15 protein-coding genes are annotated in these 17507 nt (G+C 47.1%); 9 read left to right on the top strand and 6 right to left on the bottom strand.

The window, feature by feature from the left end:
* Positions 1-71 precede the first annotated feature (71 nt).
* Complete coding sequence (locus tag JW881_13415) at positions 72-368, bottom strand: hypothetical protein (protein MBN1698508.1); 297 nt, start codon at positions 366-368, stop codon at positions 72-74.
* A 185-nt stretch (positions 369-553) separates the two neighbouring features.
* Here JW881_13415 and JW881_13410 point away from each other — a divergent pair, with 185 nt between their 5' ends.
* Positions 554-1087, top strand: a complete 534-nt coding sequence (locus tag JW881_13410) for a hotdog fold thioesterase (protein MBN1698507.1) — start codon at positions 554-556, stop codon at positions 1085-1087.
* Positions 1088-1205: 118 nt separating this feature from the next.
* Here the strand turns inward: JW881_13410 and JW881_13405 are convergent, their stop codons facing one another.
* From JW881_13405 to JW881_13395, 3 genes are all read right to left on the bottom strand, one after another.
* Complete coding sequence (locus JW881_13405; protein ID MBN1698506.1) at positions 1206-1805, bottom strand: hypothetical protein; 600 nt, start codon at positions 1803-1805, stop codon at positions 1206-1208.
* A gap of 174 nt (positions 1806-1979) precedes the next feature.
* Entirely contained in the window at positions 1980-2366 is a 387-nt protein-coding gene (locus tag JW881_13400; protein ID MBN1698505.1) for an STAS/SEC14 domain-containing protein, read from the bottom strand.
* 231 nt (positions 2367-2597) lie between these two features.
* A complete protein-coding gene (locus JW881_13395; GenBank protein MBN1698504.1) occupies positions 2598-3419 on the bottom strand; it encodes an SDR family NAD(P)-dependent oxidoreductase in 822 nt (273 codons plus the stop codon).
* A gap of 193 nt (positions 3420-3612) precedes the next feature.
* Here JW881_13395 and JW881_13390 point away from each other — a divergent pair, with 193 nt between their 5' ends.
* Together JW881_13390 and JW881_13385 are read left to right on the top strand one after the other, a co-directional pair.
* Positions 3613-4500 (top strand): hypothetical protein, encoded by an 888-nt coding sequence (locus JW881_13390; GenBank protein ID MBN1698503.1) that lies wholly within the window; start codon positions 3613-3615, stop codon positions 4498-4500.
* 52 nt (positions 4501-4552) lie between these two features.
* Positions 4553-5521 (top strand): hypothetical protein, encoded by a 969-nt coding sequence (locus JW881_13385; GenBank protein MBN1698502.1) that lies wholly within the window; start codon positions 4553-4555, stop codon positions 5519-5521.
* A gap of 8 nt (positions 5522-5529) precedes the next feature.
* Here the strand turns inward: JW881_13385 and mtnP are convergent, their stop codons facing one another.
* Entirely contained in the window at positions 5530-6276 is a 747-nt protein-coding gene (gene mtnP, locus JW881_13380; GenBank protein ID MBN1698501.1) for an S-methyl-5'-thioadenosine phosphorylase, read from the bottom strand.
* Positions 6277-6576: 300 nt separating this feature from the next.
* Between mtnP and JW881_13375 the strand changes: the two genes are divergently transcribed.
* Together JW881_13375 and JW881_13370 are read left to right on the top strand one after the other, a co-directional pair.
* Entirely contained in the window at positions 6577-7932 is a 1356-nt protein-coding gene (locus tag JW881_13375; protein MBN1698500.1) for a PrsW family intramembrane metalloprotease, read from the top strand.
* A 1-nt stretch (position 7933) separates the two neighbouring features.
* Complete coding sequence (locus JW881_13370; protein MBN1698499.1) at positions 7934-9433, top strand: trypsin-like peptidase domain-containing protein; 1500 nt, start codon at positions 7934-7936, stop codon at positions 9431-9433.
* 91 nt (positions 9434-9524) lie between these two features.
* Here JW881_13370 and JW881_13365 read toward each other — a convergent pair whose 3' ends face one another.
* The gene (locus JW881_13365; GenBank protein MBN1698498.1) at positions 9525-10667 is read right to left on the bottom strand and encodes a CPBP family intramembrane metalloprotease; all 1143 of its coding nucleotides are present in this window, start codon (positions 10665-10667) and stop codon (positions 9525-9527) included.
* A gap of 1348 nt (positions 10668-12015) precedes the next feature.
* Between JW881_13365 and JW881_13360 the strand changes: the two genes are divergently transcribed.
* The 4 genes from JW881_13360 to JW881_13345 all read left to right on the top strand — a co-directional run bounded on the left by JW881_13360 (position 12016) and on the right by JW881_13345 (position 16825).
* Positions 12016-13230 carry a hypothetical protein gene (locus JW881_13360; protein ID MBN1698497.1) on the top strand — a complete coding sequence of 405 codons (1215 nt, stop codon included), beginning with the start codon at positions 12016-12018 and terminating at the stop codon, positions 13228-13230.
* 407 nt (positions 13231-13637) lie between these two features.
* The gene (locus JW881_13355; protein ID MBN1698496.1) at positions 13638-14354 is read left to right on the top strand and encodes a 1-acyl-sn-glycerol-3-phosphate acyltransferase; all 717 of its coding nucleotides are present in this window, start codon (positions 13638-13640) and stop codon (positions 14352-14354) included.
* Positions 14355-14901: 547 nt separating this feature from the next.
* Positions 14902-15357 (top strand): DUF3788 family protein, encoded by a 456-nt coding sequence (locus tag JW881_13350; GenBank protein MBN1698495.1) that lies wholly within the window; start codon positions 14902-14904, stop codon positions 15355-15357.
* A gap of 145 nt (positions 15358-15502) precedes the next feature.
* On the top strand, positions 15503-16825 hold the full coding sequence (locus JW881_13345; GenBank protein MBN1698494.1) for a hypothetical protein: 1323 nt from the start codon (positions 15503-15505) through the stop codon (positions 16823-16825).
* Positions 16826-17507 lie beyond the last annotated feature (682 nt).

Raw genomic sequence — 17507 nt, 5'->3', positions numbered from 1 at the left:
GCAGACGTTAAAAGGTATCATCGCGAGGCGGCAGAGGTATAAAAGCATAACCGGCGGCGGGCCGTCCGGATCTACACCACTATGACTTTGTCGATATCACCGGGGACCATGTTGACACCGAGAATTCGCTTAAGATCCTCAAGGGAAACTTCATGCCCGTCGACATGCTTATTATATGATTTCAAAACGAGTCGTATTTCTTCGTCATCCCCGCTGTAAATGGCGGCGCAGAGTGCGGGCTTGAAAAGCCCCTTTTCCATGAGTTCCTCCGTATCCAGGTTCCCATACCGTCTTTTCGAGGATCCGTCGACGATCGCGCTGTTCCCCTGATAACCGACGGTAAACATAAAATTCTCTCTGCTTATCATTACCGGCACCTCCTCGTTCAGCAGCGTATGAGATGCATACAATTGTACAGATTTTTTACGGCCTGTAAAGAGTCTCCGGTAAAAGAACACGAAAGAAGGTACATATTCCGTGAAAAAAACCTCGCCGCACCGGCAGCGCGAACAATGTGGGATTGCACGCGACCGCCGATTCATGTACAATCGATATGGAGGATAATCGAGGTCGTCTCACGACCTCGATTATCGACTATCGCCAAACCGAAAGGGACCGTAATGATTTCATACAAAGCGCCGTCTTCCTCCCCCAACCGCACAACCACCCGGTTTCCGGGAAAGGGGGTGCCTTCATGGATATAAACCGGTTCGCGTCCGCCGACAACTTCGCGGCCCGCACGGGTATACGCCTCATCGAAGCGGATGAGGGCTATGCAAAGGCATCGATGGACATCACGAAAGATCACTTGAACAGCGCCGGAACCGTACACGGCGGAGTACTCTTTACCCTTGCCGATTTCGTCTTTGCCGTTGCCTGTAATTCCTACGGAACCGTCGCCGTCGCCGTGCACGCCTCCATTTCATACTTTAAAGCCGTCACGGAAGGAACACTCTCGGCAACCGCGCGGGAGGTTTCTCTCTCGAGAAAACTCTCCTCGTATACGATCGAGGTAAAGGATTCCGGCGGCGGACTCGTCGCCCTCTTCCAGGGTATGGCGTACAGGAAAAAAGACGCGATCGGGTGATGTTCCGCCGCACGTCATTATATAAAAAGGGCAATAATCGGTACGGTACAAAAAAAACGGGCCGCCCGCTGTCCGTCGGGACAGGGCGGCCCGTTATCGTCTTAGGAAATATATGTCCTCAGAAAGTAAAACCGATCTGCAATGCTGAAATGGGAACAATAGGCAGACCTACAAATAACGATTCGGTCAGCCCTTCCTGGAGAATATACCGCTCCATCCCGATCCAGGTTTGAACGAACATTCCCATACTTCCTCCGAACGACCACCGCCAGCGCCAGCCGAGATCGAAACCGACGGCGATATCGCTGTTCGATCCTTCGAGCTGCGTATCGATGACATCCGAGCCTTCCAGCTCGAGATTCAAATAGATATACGTCAAGCGGAATCCGGCGAAAAACGAATCGTACTGCTGGCTGGGGAAAAACCGGATACTGACACCCGCGTTGACGAACCAGGCGGAACTGCCTTCCGGTATTTCAACGTCCGGACTGATTATTCTCACCATACCGAACATATCGACGAAGGTGATATACGCGGTCGGTTCGAGTATATTCAAGACGGGAATACCCACTTCGATCCCGTACATACCCCATATCAGCGAAAACGGATTAATAGCAATGCTTACATTATAGGGATCCAATCCGGCATTTTCCTCTGCAGCGAGATAAAAGCCGCATGTCAGCATGATCAGGACAATACATCCTATTCGTTTTATCATTTCATACCTCCTCTTTGGAAAAATGATACACCTTGTGTACTCATATCAAATAATATCACTATTTCAGGAATTTTCAAATATATTTACCGCAGAATGAAGAAATATTTCCGTTCCCGGTTGTCACTTGCCTTAACATATGGGAAAAACCGCATTTTGACATAAAAGCCTGCGTTTTTAGAGGAACTTTTTGAGCCACACCGTGGCTTCCGCTTCATCCGTGAACGGACGCACCGGATAACCAGGCCGTTTGGGACCCAGAAAGAAAACATTCATCTTCCTGCTCTGCGGCGAGGTGACGATCACCGCCATCGCGCTGACCGCCCGGTTATCGAATGAAAACCGCGAACAATTGTGTGTTTTTCTGTCGAATCCTTTGATTGTTCTCAGATCGGCCAGTATCGGCAGCCGCTTTCCGTTTGTCAACTCCCTGATACCGCCGCTATGCCCGTTTCCCGGGGGAAGAACGCCTTCTTTCTTTTCATCGACGACAACCGACCGCAAAATACCGTCATCGCCGAGCCATATCATATTCCCGTTACACATAAATGTTTTGGACTCCATATTAATACACAGCCCTCCTGCACATAATAAGTATATGCATGGGACCGGATATTGCCATAGGAAATAGACAGTTTTTTGCTTAAGGGTTTCCCCTAGCCCTACCCAATTCGGTCCCCGATTTTACGGCCCTGTCTTTTATATTCGTGTTATTAATCGATACAGATTCGGGAAAGGGCGGCCGGCATGCGGCGTATTGATTGCCCGCTGGTCGCGGCCGCCTGCCGGGACGCGTCACCGCCCGCCGTAATCCATTCCGAACATCCGTTTGAAAATAAAATCGAGCGGACGCCCGGAAATCAACCGTATCGCTATTTCCCTCGCGACACTGCGCGCGATAATATAGCGGGGCCTGTATTTTTTTCTTCTGAATACACGGAATATCTTTTCTGCGGCCTCCCCGGCGGAAAGCCCCTTGCTTCCCCGTATAAAGGTATCCCTGAAACGATCCATGGTGTGCCGGTATTTATCGGCAACAAACGACATATCCTGTGTTTCGGCCTTTTTCCAGATCGGTGTATCGACACCCCCTGTTTGAAGAAGCACGGTTCTTATGCCGTAGGGAAGGAGTTCCCTGCGGAGGCAGTCGGCAAATCCCTCCAGGGCGAATTTGGTGATGACATACGGTGAGAGAAACGGCGCGGCGACACGGCCGGCGGCGGAACCGTTGAGGAGGATCACTCCCCTGCTTTCGGCGAGGAACGGAATGAGATCGCGGGTAATACGTATCAGGCCCAGGAGATTGACTTCGAGATTCGCTCTGTAAACCGAAATGGGAAGATTTTCGATGGGGCCGCCAAGGGCAATACCGGCGTTATTGACAAGGCACGCGCAACGGTAGCCCTCGCCGAGAAGGGATGCCACTTTTTGGATGAAACCGGAACAGGAGGCCTCATCCGTGAGGTCGAGATTTATATTGACGGATGCGGTCGTTCCCGGTTTTTCGAGATACGTCGCACATACCGGGTACCCGTGCTCCCGGAACACGCCGGCAAGATGCATCCCGATGCCGGAATCGGTTCCGGTAATGATGACTAGGTCCCTGCTGGTATCCATGGCCGGCCCCCTTTATCGCCGCCCGCTTGACGGGCGATACGTCACGCGATGATGATCAGTATGCCATAACCCGCATGTCCGATCAATCCCCAAATTTCCATACGCTTCAAAAAAACCTTCTACCACCGGTTTTTTTTATGGAAATCGCCGGATAATAGCCTTACTATATTAGAAGAAGAGAGGGAGGAACGAAATGAGAAAGACGCTATGTCTTCTCCTCATCATCATGACAACCGCAATCTGCCTTCATTCCTTTGCCGACGAGGAGAATGAGGAGGAGGACGACAACAAAACCGGGGAGCTATTCGATAAAATCGAGAAAGAGAAAGAGAAAGACGAAGAAGAGGATGATTCGGAAGGCGGAAAAACGTATAAGGATGACGATGGGGGCACGGGAGGATGCCTCGGGAAGGCGCTCGGGGGGTGCATTTCTGGCTGTCTCGATGAAATGGGGCCTGTTTTTTTTGAAATTTTTTTTACCTATATGTTTTCCGTCAGATACAGCGATTATCCGTATTCTCCCGAATCCGGCCATGAGTTCAGCTTTGTGCGGGATGAAACCGCGAAAAGCGACGGTCAAATCGGGTTTTTGAAGCTTTCGGCTTCGGCGGCATACCTCATGGACGAACGGGTCTCGTTTACGGGCCTCATCGAGACCAACCTTACCCTCATCCACGCGAACCTCTTTTTCCAATACACATACGAATCCCCGTACTGGTTCACCTTTTTTTCGGTAAACGGCGGCATCTCGATCCCCGTGTTCAATGTCATGGTTACCGGTTATATCGGGGGGTTGTCATTTACCGCTTCCGAAGCGGGCGCGAGTCTTCCCGAACCTCTATTCTCTTACGGCGGCAGCCTGCATATCTTTTTCTTCCATAATATATATTGCGATATCTTCAACCTCAATGCCCATTACAGGGACCTGGGATTTCATATATTTTCATTCACCCTCAATTATTGCATCGGCTTTGTGTCCGTCGGGGCGGGATATAACCTGAATCTGTACGGGTATGATTATTCGAGCGGGGACGGTCTCATCTTCCAGGGGCCTTTTGCCTCGTTGAAACTCTGGTTGTAACGAATGAAGGTGAACCCTAAAGATTGTTAGTTCATCCGATAAGGAACCGCACATGCACGATTTGTTGAACGATATTGGCAGTGGAAAAGAGATACAAAACAAGGCGGGGATTTCAAAAAAAGGAATCGAACTGCTTATCGAGGATTTCAAGGATCTCGACCTGCTCAAAAAAAATTACACAAAACGCATTCTTTTCTATTTACTCGACGGGAAAAGGAGGCGCATTCTTTCCGACCTCGAAATGCTCGAGATTTTTTTCAAGGCGGACCATTTCGCCCCCCGCCTCTGCTCCGCAGAGAACAGGGCTGAACTTTTCGAGAAAAGGAACGAAGAAGGCGAGAAGTTTTTAAAACGCCTCGGAAAGGTATACCACGCGCTCATGAATCCCCTGAATCCCAATTTCCTCATGCCCCGGCGCTTCAAGTCACCGTCATGGCTGGAAGCGCTTCTCCTCTTTTCGTCGTCTGAGTATTCCGGCGACCTCAGAACCTATCTCCAGCTGAAAATTATCGAGCAGATCCTCGTCGCGGCGGAAAAGGGAATCGACAATATGGTACGGCATATTTTCATCACCGACCCGAAAGACTATACGCACCTCGACATAGTAAAAACCTTTTTTTCACTCACCGGCTTTTCCCAGACGATTCCCGGGCACAAAGATCTCGTGATCGAGGCGCTTCATCATCAAAGCCGGACAATCCGCTGCCACGCATTGAGGAACATCGCGGCCCTAAAGCTTCCCGCAGACATATTCATGGAGGACATCCTCGCATGCGCGCTCTCCTCACCGAAAAAAACCAGAACCACAGCGATCCGCATCCTCAAACACGACCCGGAGCGCGCAGCGGCTTCTATTAAAGACGCAATAGAAAAAAGAAAGACCGGACACCGCATACGCCTCCTCGAGCTTTACAAGGAATTCGGCGGACCCGGCGATGGGGAATGGCTTTCCGGACTATTGAAAAGCGAAAAAGACGAGAAAACGAAAAAAATTATCGCGGCTATTATCGACAATAAGTAACGGTTCCCTCAAATCCTGGGTATGACCTCGACGAGCAGCCGGGTCACTTTATCCACGTTCCGGCCGAAAATCTCGAGAATCTGCTCCCAGGTCACCGGTTCTTCATCCTCTTTCCAGCAGTCATAATCCGTACTCATCGCGACCGCGGCATACGGGATTCCGGCCTCGTTCGCGAGCGCGGCTTCGGGGGCGATACTCATGTTGATGACATCCGCGCCCCACGATCTGAACATATGACTCTCCGCCTTTGTCGAAAACCGCGGCCCCTCGATCGTCACGACCGTTCCCTTTTCATGAAAGGGGACCGCGAGTTCCCTGCATCCGGCGACAAGAAGCTTCCGGAGTTCTTTTGAAAAAGGTTCGGCCATGGGCGTATGCTTCGGCTTGTGGGGTTCGAACTCGTCGAAAAAGCTCAAATTTCTGAGGCGCGTAAAATCGATAAACTGATCGAGGATCACGAGATGTCCGCGGCCGATTTCTTCCCGCAGACTCCCCACGGCGGTCGTCGCGATGATATGGGTGCATCCTTCTTCTTTGAGCGCGGCGATATTCGCCCGAAAGTTGACCTGCGTCGGCGGCACCGTATGCTCGCGGCCGTGACGCGCCAGTAAAACGATATCGACCCCCTTGATCGTCCCGCATTTCAGATCCGACGTCGGTTTTCCGTACGGCGTCGATACCTTTTTATTTTTTTCATTTTCCAGGATAGCCGGATTATCGAGTCCGGACCCGCCGATAATACCAATCTTTGCCATAGTTACTCCTTTTTCCCGGTATAAACCATATAAAAGAATCATGTCAAGAAGCGGATGAAAAAAAGGACACGGGAGCCGACACCGTTCGCGCCGCGGCCGATATCAGCTTTATATCCGGTACGCCCGCGAAGGCATAAGCGCGCCTCCGTCCCTGAAAAAAATCTTGATTTATTTTTCCCCAGCAACTATGCTTATACCATATGCCCGGCACGACGCCGTGACGCCGGAAATACGCCGGGTTTACGTTTATCGTTACGCAAACGATGATGTCAAAAAACTATCAAGAAAGGGTACAATATTATGGAAGATGTCAAGCGTAATATATTGAATACGGGAATCATGAATCTCATCGGCATGGTCCTCCTCTTCCTCATCGCCTTTTTCCTTCTGAAAGGAATCGAATTGAACACGGCGACCCTCTCGGGCACATTGCTCACGATCGTTATCGGTCTGATTCCCGCATTTCTCTGGATCTCCTTCTATTATTTTCTCGACAGAAAGGATCCGGAACCCGTCATCATGGTCGCATCGGCGTTTTTCGCGGGAATTATCGGCGAGGCCTCGTTGTCGGCGTTTTTCGGCAATATCGTCTTCGATCTGCCCGCGTGGACGCTCAACGCGAACGCCATGCCCCTCGCCCACCTCCTCTTCAGCCGGGGCTTTATACCCGCGATCACGATCTATATCGTTCTCCGGTATATGTTCTATCCCTCGAAACATTTCAACGAACCCGTCGACGGCATGATGTACGGCGCGTTTATCGGGATCGGGTACGCGCTCTCCCTTGCCATGAAGGGGGTTTTTTCGGCCGGCGCCGTCTCACTTTACTTTCTCGTCTTTTCACTTCTCGTGAACCTGGCGCTTTTCTCCTCACTCGGCGCCCTCGTCGGGTATTCATTCGGCGCGGCCCGTTTCGACGAGCGGCATAAACAGAGAGATTTCCTCATCGCACTCGTGATCGCCGTCTGTGTGTTTTCCCTCTACGCCTGGCTGAGCACGAAGCTTCAGATGAATATCACGACCAGTTCGGATTTCGTTTCGATCGTCCTGGTCCTTGGATTTACCGTCGTCCTCCTCGGTATCGTATTCTTCCTCATCCAGAAAAGCATCAAAAAGGGCGAAGCGAAGGAACTCGAAGGGACGAAGTTCTTTTTCGATATCGTCTCGATCGCGGCGATCGTCATCCTTCTTGCCGCAGGACTGATCGTCCGGTTCGTCATCGAAGGCGATAAAACCTTTACTTCCCGTGAAAACGACATCTCCTTTACCGTCCCCGCGGCTTTTTCTTTCGGCGGGCAGAAGGACAATATCTACACCTTTACCAAACATCTCGAAAACTATACTTACCCGGCGACCCTCCGCGTCGTCGTGTTCGACGACTATCAGCCGACGAGCGTCCTGAGCCTCATCAAAATTCAGACCGATGAAGCACCCATGACCATCGGCGATTACGCAATCGACATGAGGGCGTATGAAAAAACGGTGACCCTCGAACAGGTCACGGGGAAGACCTCCTTCCTCGCGAGGGTGTATGAATACACGGCACAGAAGGAGGGTGAAAAATTGATTGTCAGCATCGAGGTTCCGGGCGCCACCTACCCCGGACATCTTGAATTAGCCGGGAAAATACTCCGGAGTTTCAGGAAGGAGTCGTAAGATGAAGAAAACGGGAAAAACTTTAGCACTAATTATCGCGCTATTGATCACGGCAACGCTGCAGGCGGCCGCTCAGGATGCGAATGAGGTTTCTCCCCGAACGGTCGCATCCGTGGTGCGGCTGGGCAAACTGATGGACCTCTATGTCGTTAAGGGAATGCCGGCGAATTTTCAGCCCACGGTCGAATACGGAATTCCCAATTTCGGCGGGGGAAAGACCGTACAACCGCCGAAACGTTATTTCTGGGACCTCGGCTCCGGGGTCATCGTGACGAAAAACGGCTGGCTTTTTACCAACGCGCACGTGGCGGACGACTGGACCGCGAACAGCGTCATCGTCCAGCCTTTCAAGGACAATACCGGCGCGACCTACGACCAGGTCCTGATACCCGCGGAACCCGGATACATGTGGGTGACGGTCGCCACGGAAGACGACGTCAAAAATTTCAGACGGCGCGTCACGCTCAAATATCTCTGCCAGACCATGTACTATGATTCGGACTACAACAACTACGACAGGGACAGGGCGATCTGCAAGATCATCGCCCACGCGCAGATGAACCCGTCGACCGAACTCCCCGAAGTGACCGCCGAATGGACGGCGACCGACACCGTCCCCGTCTCCTCACTCGGTAATCCCTTCTACCTCCCCGAACTCACGCCGAAGGTCTGGGCGATCGGGTTTCCGGGAAGCGGTTCGCAGACATTCCATTCGATTACCGAAGGTAATTTCGCCAATTACGACAGCGATGAACGTTCGTACATCCTTCACCACGCCTTCATTTCGGGCGGAAACTCGGGCGGCGGGCTTTACTACAAGAACAACCTGATCGGGATCAACACCTGGGACCGCTCCGACCCGCACGGCCGCCATCTTTCGATCGCACAGCCGGTCACCTATTACGCCGAGGCGGCCGCATACGTCTACCTCTGGTACAACGTAAAAGACCTCCCCGACATCCCGAAAGAATGGATCGATGCCGACCCGTCGAACGATCCCTACAAAAACGAGGTGTATATCGGATTCAATGTCCGTTCGCAGGCAAACCAGAATGTCGCGGTCAAAAGCGGTTACCTTATCGCCTACAAGGCGGATATTTCCGTGGACACGGCCTTCAACTATATCAACTTCAAGGATTACATGCAGTACTACTATCTGGTCCGGTATCTCGCCAACCAGGGGTATACGGCGGAAGTGATCGCCCCCTACCTCCAGATGGATCTCAAGGAGGTCCGCGCCATGATCAATATGAACGAACAGGAACTCCTCAATTCACTCGACCAGGCGAGCAGGGGATTTCTCGATGTGATGAAAAGCGGCAAATTCTACGCGAGTTACTGGAATATCGATCAATTCGGCCAGGTACTCGCGGCCGTTTCGCCGCAGACAAAACTCAAGGTATATGTCACCTCGAACGGCTACAAGGACCAGGTCTTCGATTACAATTCGACGGCCGCCCTTATCCAGGGTCCCTTCGACCTGAAAATGCCGATGCAGTAATGAACCATACACGCGCATCAATAACGGATACCGTTGATCGTTCGAGCAGCCGGCTTCTCCTTTACAAGGGGAAGCCGGCTTTTTATCAGTCTCAATAGGAAAGCGGTATGCGGATGGTGAACTGCGGCTTTATCGCCAGAATACTATCGATATCCGACTGCGGTACGCCGCTTTCCATAAGCCAGTACATGAACAGGAGGGAGAAATCCATCCACATATGCGCGGCGATCGAACGGGGAAGCCCGCCCCTGTCGTATATATTGTCGAGGTAAAAGGTGAGAAGCGACCGGACCGCGAAATTGAGAAGCAGCGTCTGCGTATCGAAACCGCCGATGATTATCTCCTGGGGGACATGAATGGCCGGAAAATAGAGACAGTCGACGATTTTCGCCGGAACGTGTCCGAAGGTACTCCCCACCTCTTCGTAAATAAATCCGCGGAAGTGCGATTCTTCGGCGATACCGATAATACTCGATTCAAGCAGAAAAAAACCGATCATAAGGGGTATTGCCGCGAACGGCGACATCTCCCATGTGCCGAGATACATCCTGCCCGTATTCCACGGGGCATGCTCATGGGACCGTGTTATAAGGGGATTGACGATTCCCGAAATCGGAAGGATATACACGGCGGGATCCAGGAAATTTTCAGGGCGGAATGGTGAAAGAACGAGATCGAAAAAATCATACGGCCGCCATTCGGTCTCGTATTCGCCGAAATCACCGAGTACTTCAGAGAGGGAGGCGACAAAGGTGTGACTTCTCCACTCATCGTCATAGGCGTCCGCCTTCGCCCGCTTCCTGTTGTCCCTGTACGCGGCATAGGTGGAATAAAGACCCGCCTGATATATTCCCGTATACATGAAACTGCGGAAAAGCTCCGCGTCATGATCCCGGAGAAGTTCGTATGAGACGGACAGGACGGCGGTTGCCGCGCTGAAGGCGAGTCCTTTCAGCGCGTTAACGGAATAGACGGGCAGATGAACGCTATACAATGTCGCCTCATTAATCAGGTATTCGGCGTACCCGAAATCATTGTAATAAAAAAGGACGTCCTCGACAAAGGTGAGAAAAACAAGGGCGGCCGACACCGCCGGGGCGATCACCACTTCAGTCCGTCTCAATTGCCCGGATGTCTCCGCCTGAGACGGTTCGTCAGTCACCTCACCGTTCTCCGAAAACAACGGGGACAGGACGGCCCAAATGACGACAAGAACCAATACGGGCTTTTTCATGTGAACTCCTTTTCTTCCGGAATCGGGATAACCACATAATAGAACGTTTCCGTGATTTTGTCTGCAATAAAAAGTATATTTCACGCGGGACTGTTTATGTTTGGATGTATATAAAACGACGGATGAACGACGGATCTCCGCAGATAGTGCCATATTTTACCGGTCACTTTGAAACGTTTAAAAGTGACGCTTCATGACGTTCTCATTTCATTTTGACTCCTGTCATTGTGAGAAGTCCGGGGCAGCGTTCCATTAATTCATAAAGAAAATTTCTCACGGAGATCACGGAGCGCACGGAGAAATAAATTTTAATGAATATATAGTAATAAAGTTTAATACTAAGTTATTAATTATTTAAAAAGTTCACTTTATTTTTATGGTTTTTTATTGTCAGATAACCGTTTGCTTTCTCATTTCAGAAAAAAAATATTCTCACCGCCGTATATTTTCCAGCCTGCACTTCTCCGTTTTTATCCACCACTCCCATCATTCGCTATCCAGCGTTCATCCGTTGTTTTTCTTTTTTTTCCTTTATAAATGAGATAGTGTCCATGCCGTTTTCACCATTTCAAAGAATGGTTTATGACGCCGCGTTGCCGTTATCATGTCCGTATACGGATGATATCATCATTTCGACGGCCCGGGTATTGCACTTTTTCTAAAACATGTTATAATGGTAAAAAGGTTTTTTTTAAACTTTTTTTGCTGACAGGGCTTCCGGCAGCCTGTTTCGGCGGCGCCGTGGGCATTTCCGGGAGGGATGCAGGGGACGGGGACGCACGATGTAATCCCTTTTAAAAAATAATGCAATTGGGGCAAGGGGAGGTTTGCGCTTTTTGGAGACACAGGGGACACGGAGGAAGAGAAGAATAATTCTTCCTCTGTGTTCTCCGTGGGCTTTGTGTGAAACATTAAAGAAATGAATATTGTTTCACACAGAGCACACGGGGGACACGGAGGGCGTAGACAGGGGGTAAACGAAGTACACTTTGAGGTGATATTCTTTCGCATATGCGCTACTATCATGGCGGACCTTGCCAGGATAATCCTGGAATAGAAGAGATTTCAATGTATATACCGCAGGTATTTGAAAAGATTTCCAGTAATCTTGAATGTTACATTAAAACACTTGAAAAAGAGGGAACACTAGACGCTTAGAATAACTTACAAAAAAGAAAGTGAAGTCCTTTCCCCGCGAGCAGGCAAAAAGCACTTAAAATTAATTCCAGGTACCCGAAATCATTACTTGAAACTACCCGAATTGATAATTGAATGCACGCCGCGAAGGAAATACACTTCTCATCGATTATTGTATTGTTACATATCATTTTTTTTACGGAGGAGAAACATGAAACAAAGCATTTTCCTAAAGGTTCTCTTTGTGACGGCGGGTCTTTTCTTAATGTTCGGGTGCTCGAATATCAATCTGATTGACGATGAGAATGAAAACGTTAGTGAAGACAAATATGCTCAAATCGATGATTACCGTTTGCTCGACGGTATCGTACTCGACATGCATGGTGAGAAAGTAAAGATAGGAGCGTTGACGGATGAGGACATCGAGAACGGCATACGCAACAGCGTTTCTGCAAATTTTATTTACGACCGGATTATATGCCCAAATAAAGAATTGAAGGAATATTACAATTCCGTAAAAAACAGATCAAACACCAGATGGCTGAATCTTACCCCGGAGCAGATAGCCGCAATGCTCCAGGCTATGATGCAGGCAATAATTAACGACGTTAAAGAGAACTCCGTCAAACAATTCTACGCCGCAGGGCCGAAAAACATCATAATCGGGATGAGGGACGGAGCAGGATGCTCGGAGTTGATTCTCAAATCATGGAATAAGGCCAAGGAAGCGCATCTGGATTACGAACCGAGTAAACCGATGTTCTGGATGTTCAAAAGGGATCATTATTATCACCTGGTATTCCTGCACGGGGAAACAAGTCCTGAACCGATAGATCTGGAAGAAGGCATATACAATCGACTCGAGATCGTTAAAGAGTATTCGGGATTGAAAAATACAAACCAGTACTGTTTGTTGTTAATCGGCAAGAGTGTCGGAGCGGCGGCGATATATAGATCGTTATACAGAATTTATTACGGCAAATCGAAATATTTCGGGGGAACGCAATTTTACAAAGTCGGCGTCGTTCTTGTCGATGCTCACGAGCCCTTCGCCCCTGGTGACGAGGGAAACAGCGGGCAATGGTATGATTACGTCCATTTCAACAAAGAGTTGAAAGCAGACGGGGATTACTACAATTTGACATTATGGCAGAAATGGGCCGATAACATAATATATCCCAATGGAGACGACAGGCAGAAATTTACACAACTGAGAATATGGAATACGTATCAACGGGGTTCCGGTCTTTTTGACGGGTTTGAAGGTTACAGTTTTACCGGACAATACTATTTTAACAACAAGCTGAACAATTGCGTAAAAAATGTCAGGCAATACGGCGTCGAACACACTGAAATAGAGGGAACGAACAAAACCGTAGAGATTATGGTCGAGCCTCTTTTTTACTTTCTATGTGCCCGAAATTAAATTATGGAAATAGTGAAAATGCCGCCGGCAAAGGACGTTCGCCGAACGTTGGTGGCATTTTACTAAAACATGCCGGAAATTTTAAAAGCATAGCCTTTATCATAATATAGTTAACAGTCTCATAGACCACCTTCAAAGGAGGTGGTTTGTTTATGTTAATCAATTATTGGCAATACATTATGATCCGTATTGTGTAGACGGTTATTTGAAGATACTATTTAATGTGTGGTTTATTGAAGAAGCTTCAAAGCCCTGATAAAGCAACTTGTATCTATTTAGGAAAAATGATAAATTGAGAATCAAGCGTATGCATCGACACGCAGACGTTTTGACACCGGACGTCGTTGACGCAAAGCGTTATATGTAATAATATTTTCAATATCACCGAAAGAAAGGTATTCGATTTGATGTTCAAAAAACTAATAAAAATAATTCATGCTGTTGTATTCTGGATGTGGGTTATTTCCAGTTGCATTGTCTATTCGGTTTTTTGTATTATTTTTGGACTGTTTGCCCGGAGGATATCTCATATTATTGGTGTTTACTGGTGCAAACATATGGCTTTCGTCGGAGGATGTAAAATACACCTAAAGGGTATCGAAAAGATTGATAGGAAAAAGAATTACATTTTCACGTCAAATCATCAGAGTTTTGCGGACATCCCTGTTTTATTTGGTTTTCTTCCGTTTTATTCCGTATTTATTGCAAAACAAAGTCTTTTTTATATTCCTTTTTTTGGCTGGGGTATTGCCGCCATGGGACATATTTCAATCAATCGATCCGAACCCAAAAAAGCCAAAAAATCTATCGACAGGGCAATCGAATCCATCAAGCGGGAAAACAAATCCGTTTTTGCCTTTCCTGAAGGAACAAGAAGCAGAACCGGGGAGATTGGAGAATTCAAACTCGGAATATTTAGTATGGCCATACAGGCTGATATTGATGTCGTACCAATTGCTATTGCAGGAACAAGGGAAATTATGCCGAAAGGTTCATATTTTTTTCAATCCGGAAGTGTCGATATTCATTTCGGGACTCCGATTTCATCAAAAAAATATACAAAATCGGAGAAATATAAAATGTCCCAGGAAGCCAGGCAACAGATAAAAGATATGTTGAAATAAATTGGAATCGGTACAGAAAAGCTTTAAAATACGACGCAAAATTAAAAGTTTACGCAGCGACGTTCCTTATATGTCAAGATGGATGCCACTGGAACGTATACTGACAGTAGCATATTAAAAGTATTCATCATTTATAGGTAAAATAGGACGACATTTATTTGAAAATTTAGTGAGCTGTAATCAATCGGAATATGCCGGGTGGACGGCAGGAGAAAGTTGGTCTTTGGGGGATTCACCGGCTGTCGGTGTCGTATTAGAGGAAAATTGTGGTCGTTATGTATATCGTGAAGCGCCGATTTTTAATGAAGATACATCATATCGGTTTGAAAGTGGAAGACCATTGATACGGGTTTATCAGTCAATTAATTCAAGATTTATCATAGAAGATTTTATAAACAAGCTTCAGCTGATGTATATGGATTAGACGACAAACGTGGACGTCCATGGAAAAATTCGAAAAAACTTTTTATACCCCTTCCCCTATTCGGCCATTCAGGATTTATTGATTTCATACTATATTTCCCGATTTTAACATGGGATTAATACAATGTACGAACGAATGCTTGATAAATCTCAACGACCTTCAAAAGAAGAAATCAAGAAAGAAATAGGAAAAATTCATGCTGAATATATGGATTTATTTGAATCTTTTTTAAATGATAATTATGATTTAATTACTGAATTGAAGTTCCCTTTTGGAAATAAATATGGATGGAGTTATAAATACTCTCATAAAAATAAGCATTCGTGTTACTTGTTTTTTGAAGGAAAGGCATTTACAATATGTATTCAAATTGGTAAAAATGAATTAAATAAAATTAATGATATTTTCGAAACATTTTTACCAAGAACCAAGGAAGTCTGGAAGAATAGATATCCATGTGGTGACGGTGGATGGATGTACTATAGAATTCTTAAAAAAGAAGAATTAGATGATGTAATTAAACTTATTACGACTAAAAAGAAACCAATTAATCAAATACAAGAGAAATTATTAACTTAAATAAACTGGAAATGAGAATTAAAAAATAATTATTAAAATTATACAGTGTTCCGGGATTTGCAACACAATCTATTTTTATGATATACTTGTATGTAATCGTATATATATAAATTAATATAAATATAAAAAAGAAAGGATAGAAAGCATGAAAAGGTTAAATTTTAAGGTAAAGACAGCATCTATTATGTTCATTTCGCTTGTCTTTTTCGCGGGACAGGTTTTCCCGCAGCAATGCGGAGATGTCAATGCAAGCGGAGGTATCGATATCGTCGATGCGCTCATTGTCGCCCAGGCTTATGTGGGATTAAATCCCGCGAATTATGATTCCTCGGTAGCGGACGTGAATGCGAGCGGCGGCATCGACATTGTGGACGCGCTCTTGATCGCACAATATTACGTCGGTCTTACTTCTTCACTCAACTGCGGCACCCAGACAGCGGTTCCTACCGATCCCCCGTCTGTTACAAATCCTCCGTCTATTACGGATCCTCCGTCTATTACGGATACTCCGTCTATTACGGATCCTCCGTCCGTGACAAATCCTCCGGCGGGGAGCATCGATTGTTCCAGTCTGGCTGAATGGAATGCCAATACGGTTTACGAAACCGAAGGAATGAGAGTGTCCTATAACGGCAACGCATATGAAAACAACTGGTACTCACAGGGCGCAAATCCGGAGCAGAATTCAGACGAGGGTGAAGTCTGGACACTGATAGGATCATGCGATCCCAACTTAACGCCAAGACCCACCGCGTACATACAGGGAACGAAGGGTTATACCACCAGGTTTTGGGATTGCTGCAAGCCCCATTGCGCCTGGGACTCGAATGTTCCGGCGGGTATGTCTCCATTAATCACCTGCAACATTGACGGTGTCACCTTGAGTTCGGATCCCTATGATCAAAGCGGATGCACCGACGGCAGTTCGTATATGTGTTATAAATATATCCCCTGGGCCGTGAATTCCACACTTTCCTATGGTTTCGGCGCAACCAGCCATGGTGATGTGTGCGGCAGATGCTATGAATTGCAGTTTACCGGTGAAGGGTATTATGGGGCCAATCCCGGTGCCGCGGCCATAGCCGGAAAGAGAATGATTATTCAGGCAATCAATATCGGTCATGATGTCGAAGGCGGCCAGGTCGATATCATGGTTCCCGGCGGCGGAGTCGGCGCCTATAACGGCTGTTCAGCTCAATGGGGCATACCGAACGATCAGTTGGGGGCCCAATACGGAGGATTATTGACCGCGTGTCAGGATATATACGGACATCAGGACCATGCGGCACTGAAGAATTGTTTGAGGTCCAAAAATGATGAACTGTTCCGCAGCAGAGGATTGACCCGTATGGCCGAAGGTCTTGATTGGTTTATCGACTGGTTTGAAGCCGCCGACAATCCCTCAATAGTATACAATGAAGTATCCTGTCCCCGGGAATTGGTGAATATTTCCGGCATGCAGCGGTAATAATTAATGTCGATCATATAGAACCATATTTAAAGGCTCTAGAAACCGGTAATAACAATCGTTAGACTCGTTGTAATGAATGGAATCAAGAGAAACATAGTAAATTTATTGTTTGGTTACACACACAACTGCATATAACTGTTCAGTAAATAATTATTCTTAATTAGGTGATTCCATAAATAACAAAGCAAAAAGGGATAATTCTTTGAATACTGGAATATATTATTGGTTCGGGTATCAAATTAAAAATGAATTAAGATTAAAATTAATTTAGGAAGCCGGTTTTAATACTGTAATGCTCTGGTGGGGTGACGATTATATTGAGATAGATGGTGACAGATTACTTTTACCGAATATGGAAAAAAAATACGGCATAGAAATCGAGAATAAATTAGGAGGATTAATAGTATTCTTGCTTCGTTGGAAGCAAAAAAGGATTGTCGTATACAAATATAAAAGCCTTTCGCACCCTTCCTGCGACAACTATACGTTTAGAGCGACAGGGAACCTTATCCTGCTTCGTTTACCACTCCAGAATCAACATTCGAACCCGGTGCGCTTACGCACATTGATTCAGATGACCAGCCCCGATAGATTAACCCGGATATCTCACAATTACAAGAGTTCATATTGAAATGTTTGTTATCTGTTTATTATAAAGTGACTTACATATTTAAGCCGG

This window comes from Spirochaetales bacterium (assembly GCA_016930085.1).
Classification (GTDB): domain Bacteria; phylum Spirochaetota; class Spirochaetia; order SZUA-6; family JAFGRV01; genus JAFGHO01.
This window is presented reverse-complemented; position numbering and strand designations above follow the sequence as displayed.

Excerpts from the sequence above, each read along its gene's own strand:
- JW881_13415 (MBN1698508.1), bottom strand. The coding sequence starts at position 368 with ATGATAAGCAGAGAGAATTTTATGTTTACCGTCGGTTATCAGGGGAAC.
- JW881_13410 (MBN1698507.1), top strand. The coding sequence starts at position 554 with ATGGAGGATAATCGAGGTCGTCTCACGACCTCGATTATCGACTATCGC.
- JW881_13405 (MBN1698506.1), bottom strand. The coding sequence starts at position 1,805 with ATGATAAAACGAATAGGATGTATTGTCCTGATCATGCTGACATGCGGC.
- JW881_13400 (MBN1698505.1), bottom strand. The coding sequence starts at position 2,366 with ATGGAGTCCAAAACATTTATGTGTAACGGGAATATGATATGGCTCGGC.
- JW881_13395 (MBN1698504.1), bottom strand. The coding sequence starts at position 3,419 with ATGGATACCAGCAGGGACCTAGTCATCATTACCGGAACCGATTCCGGC.
- JW881_13390 (MBN1698503.1), top strand. The coding sequence starts at position 3,613 with ATGAGAAAGACGCTATGTCTTCTCCTCATCATCATGACAACCGCAATC.
- JW881_13385 (MBN1698502.1), top strand. The coding sequence starts at position 4,553 with ATGCACGATTTGTTGAACGATATTGGCAGTGGAAAAGAGATACAAAAC.
- mtnP (MBN1698501.1), bottom strand. The coding sequence starts at position 6,276 with ATGGCAAAGATTGGTATTATCGGCGGGTCCGGACTCGATAATCCGGCT.
- JW881_13375 (MBN1698500.1), top strand. The coding sequence starts at position 6,577 with ATGGAAGATGTCAAGCGTAATATATTGAATACGGGAATCATGAATCTC.
- JW881_13370 (MBN1698499.1), top strand. The coding sequence starts at position 7,934 with ATGAAGAAAACGGGAAAAACTTTAGCACTAATTATCGCGCTATTGATC.
- JW881_13365 (MBN1698498.1), bottom strand. The coding sequence starts at position 10,667 with ATGAAAAAGCCCGTATTGGTTCTTGTCGTCATTTGGGCCGTCCTGTCC.
- JW881_13360 (MBN1698497.1), top strand. The coding sequence starts at position 12,016 with ATGAAACAAAGCATTTTCCTAAAGGTTCTCTTTGTGACGGCGGGTCTT.
- JW881_13355 (MBN1698496.1), top strand. The coding sequence starts at position 13,638 with ATGTTCAAAAAACTAATAAAAATAATTCATGCTGTTGTATTCTGGATG.
- JW881_13350 (MBN1698495.1), top strand. The coding sequence starts at position 14,902 with ATGTACGAACGAATGCTTGATAAATCTCAACGACCTTCAAAAGAAGAA.
- JW881_13345 (MBN1698494.1), top strand. The coding sequence starts at position 15,503 with ATGAAAAGGTTAAATTTTAAGGTAAAGACAGCATCTATTATGTTCATT.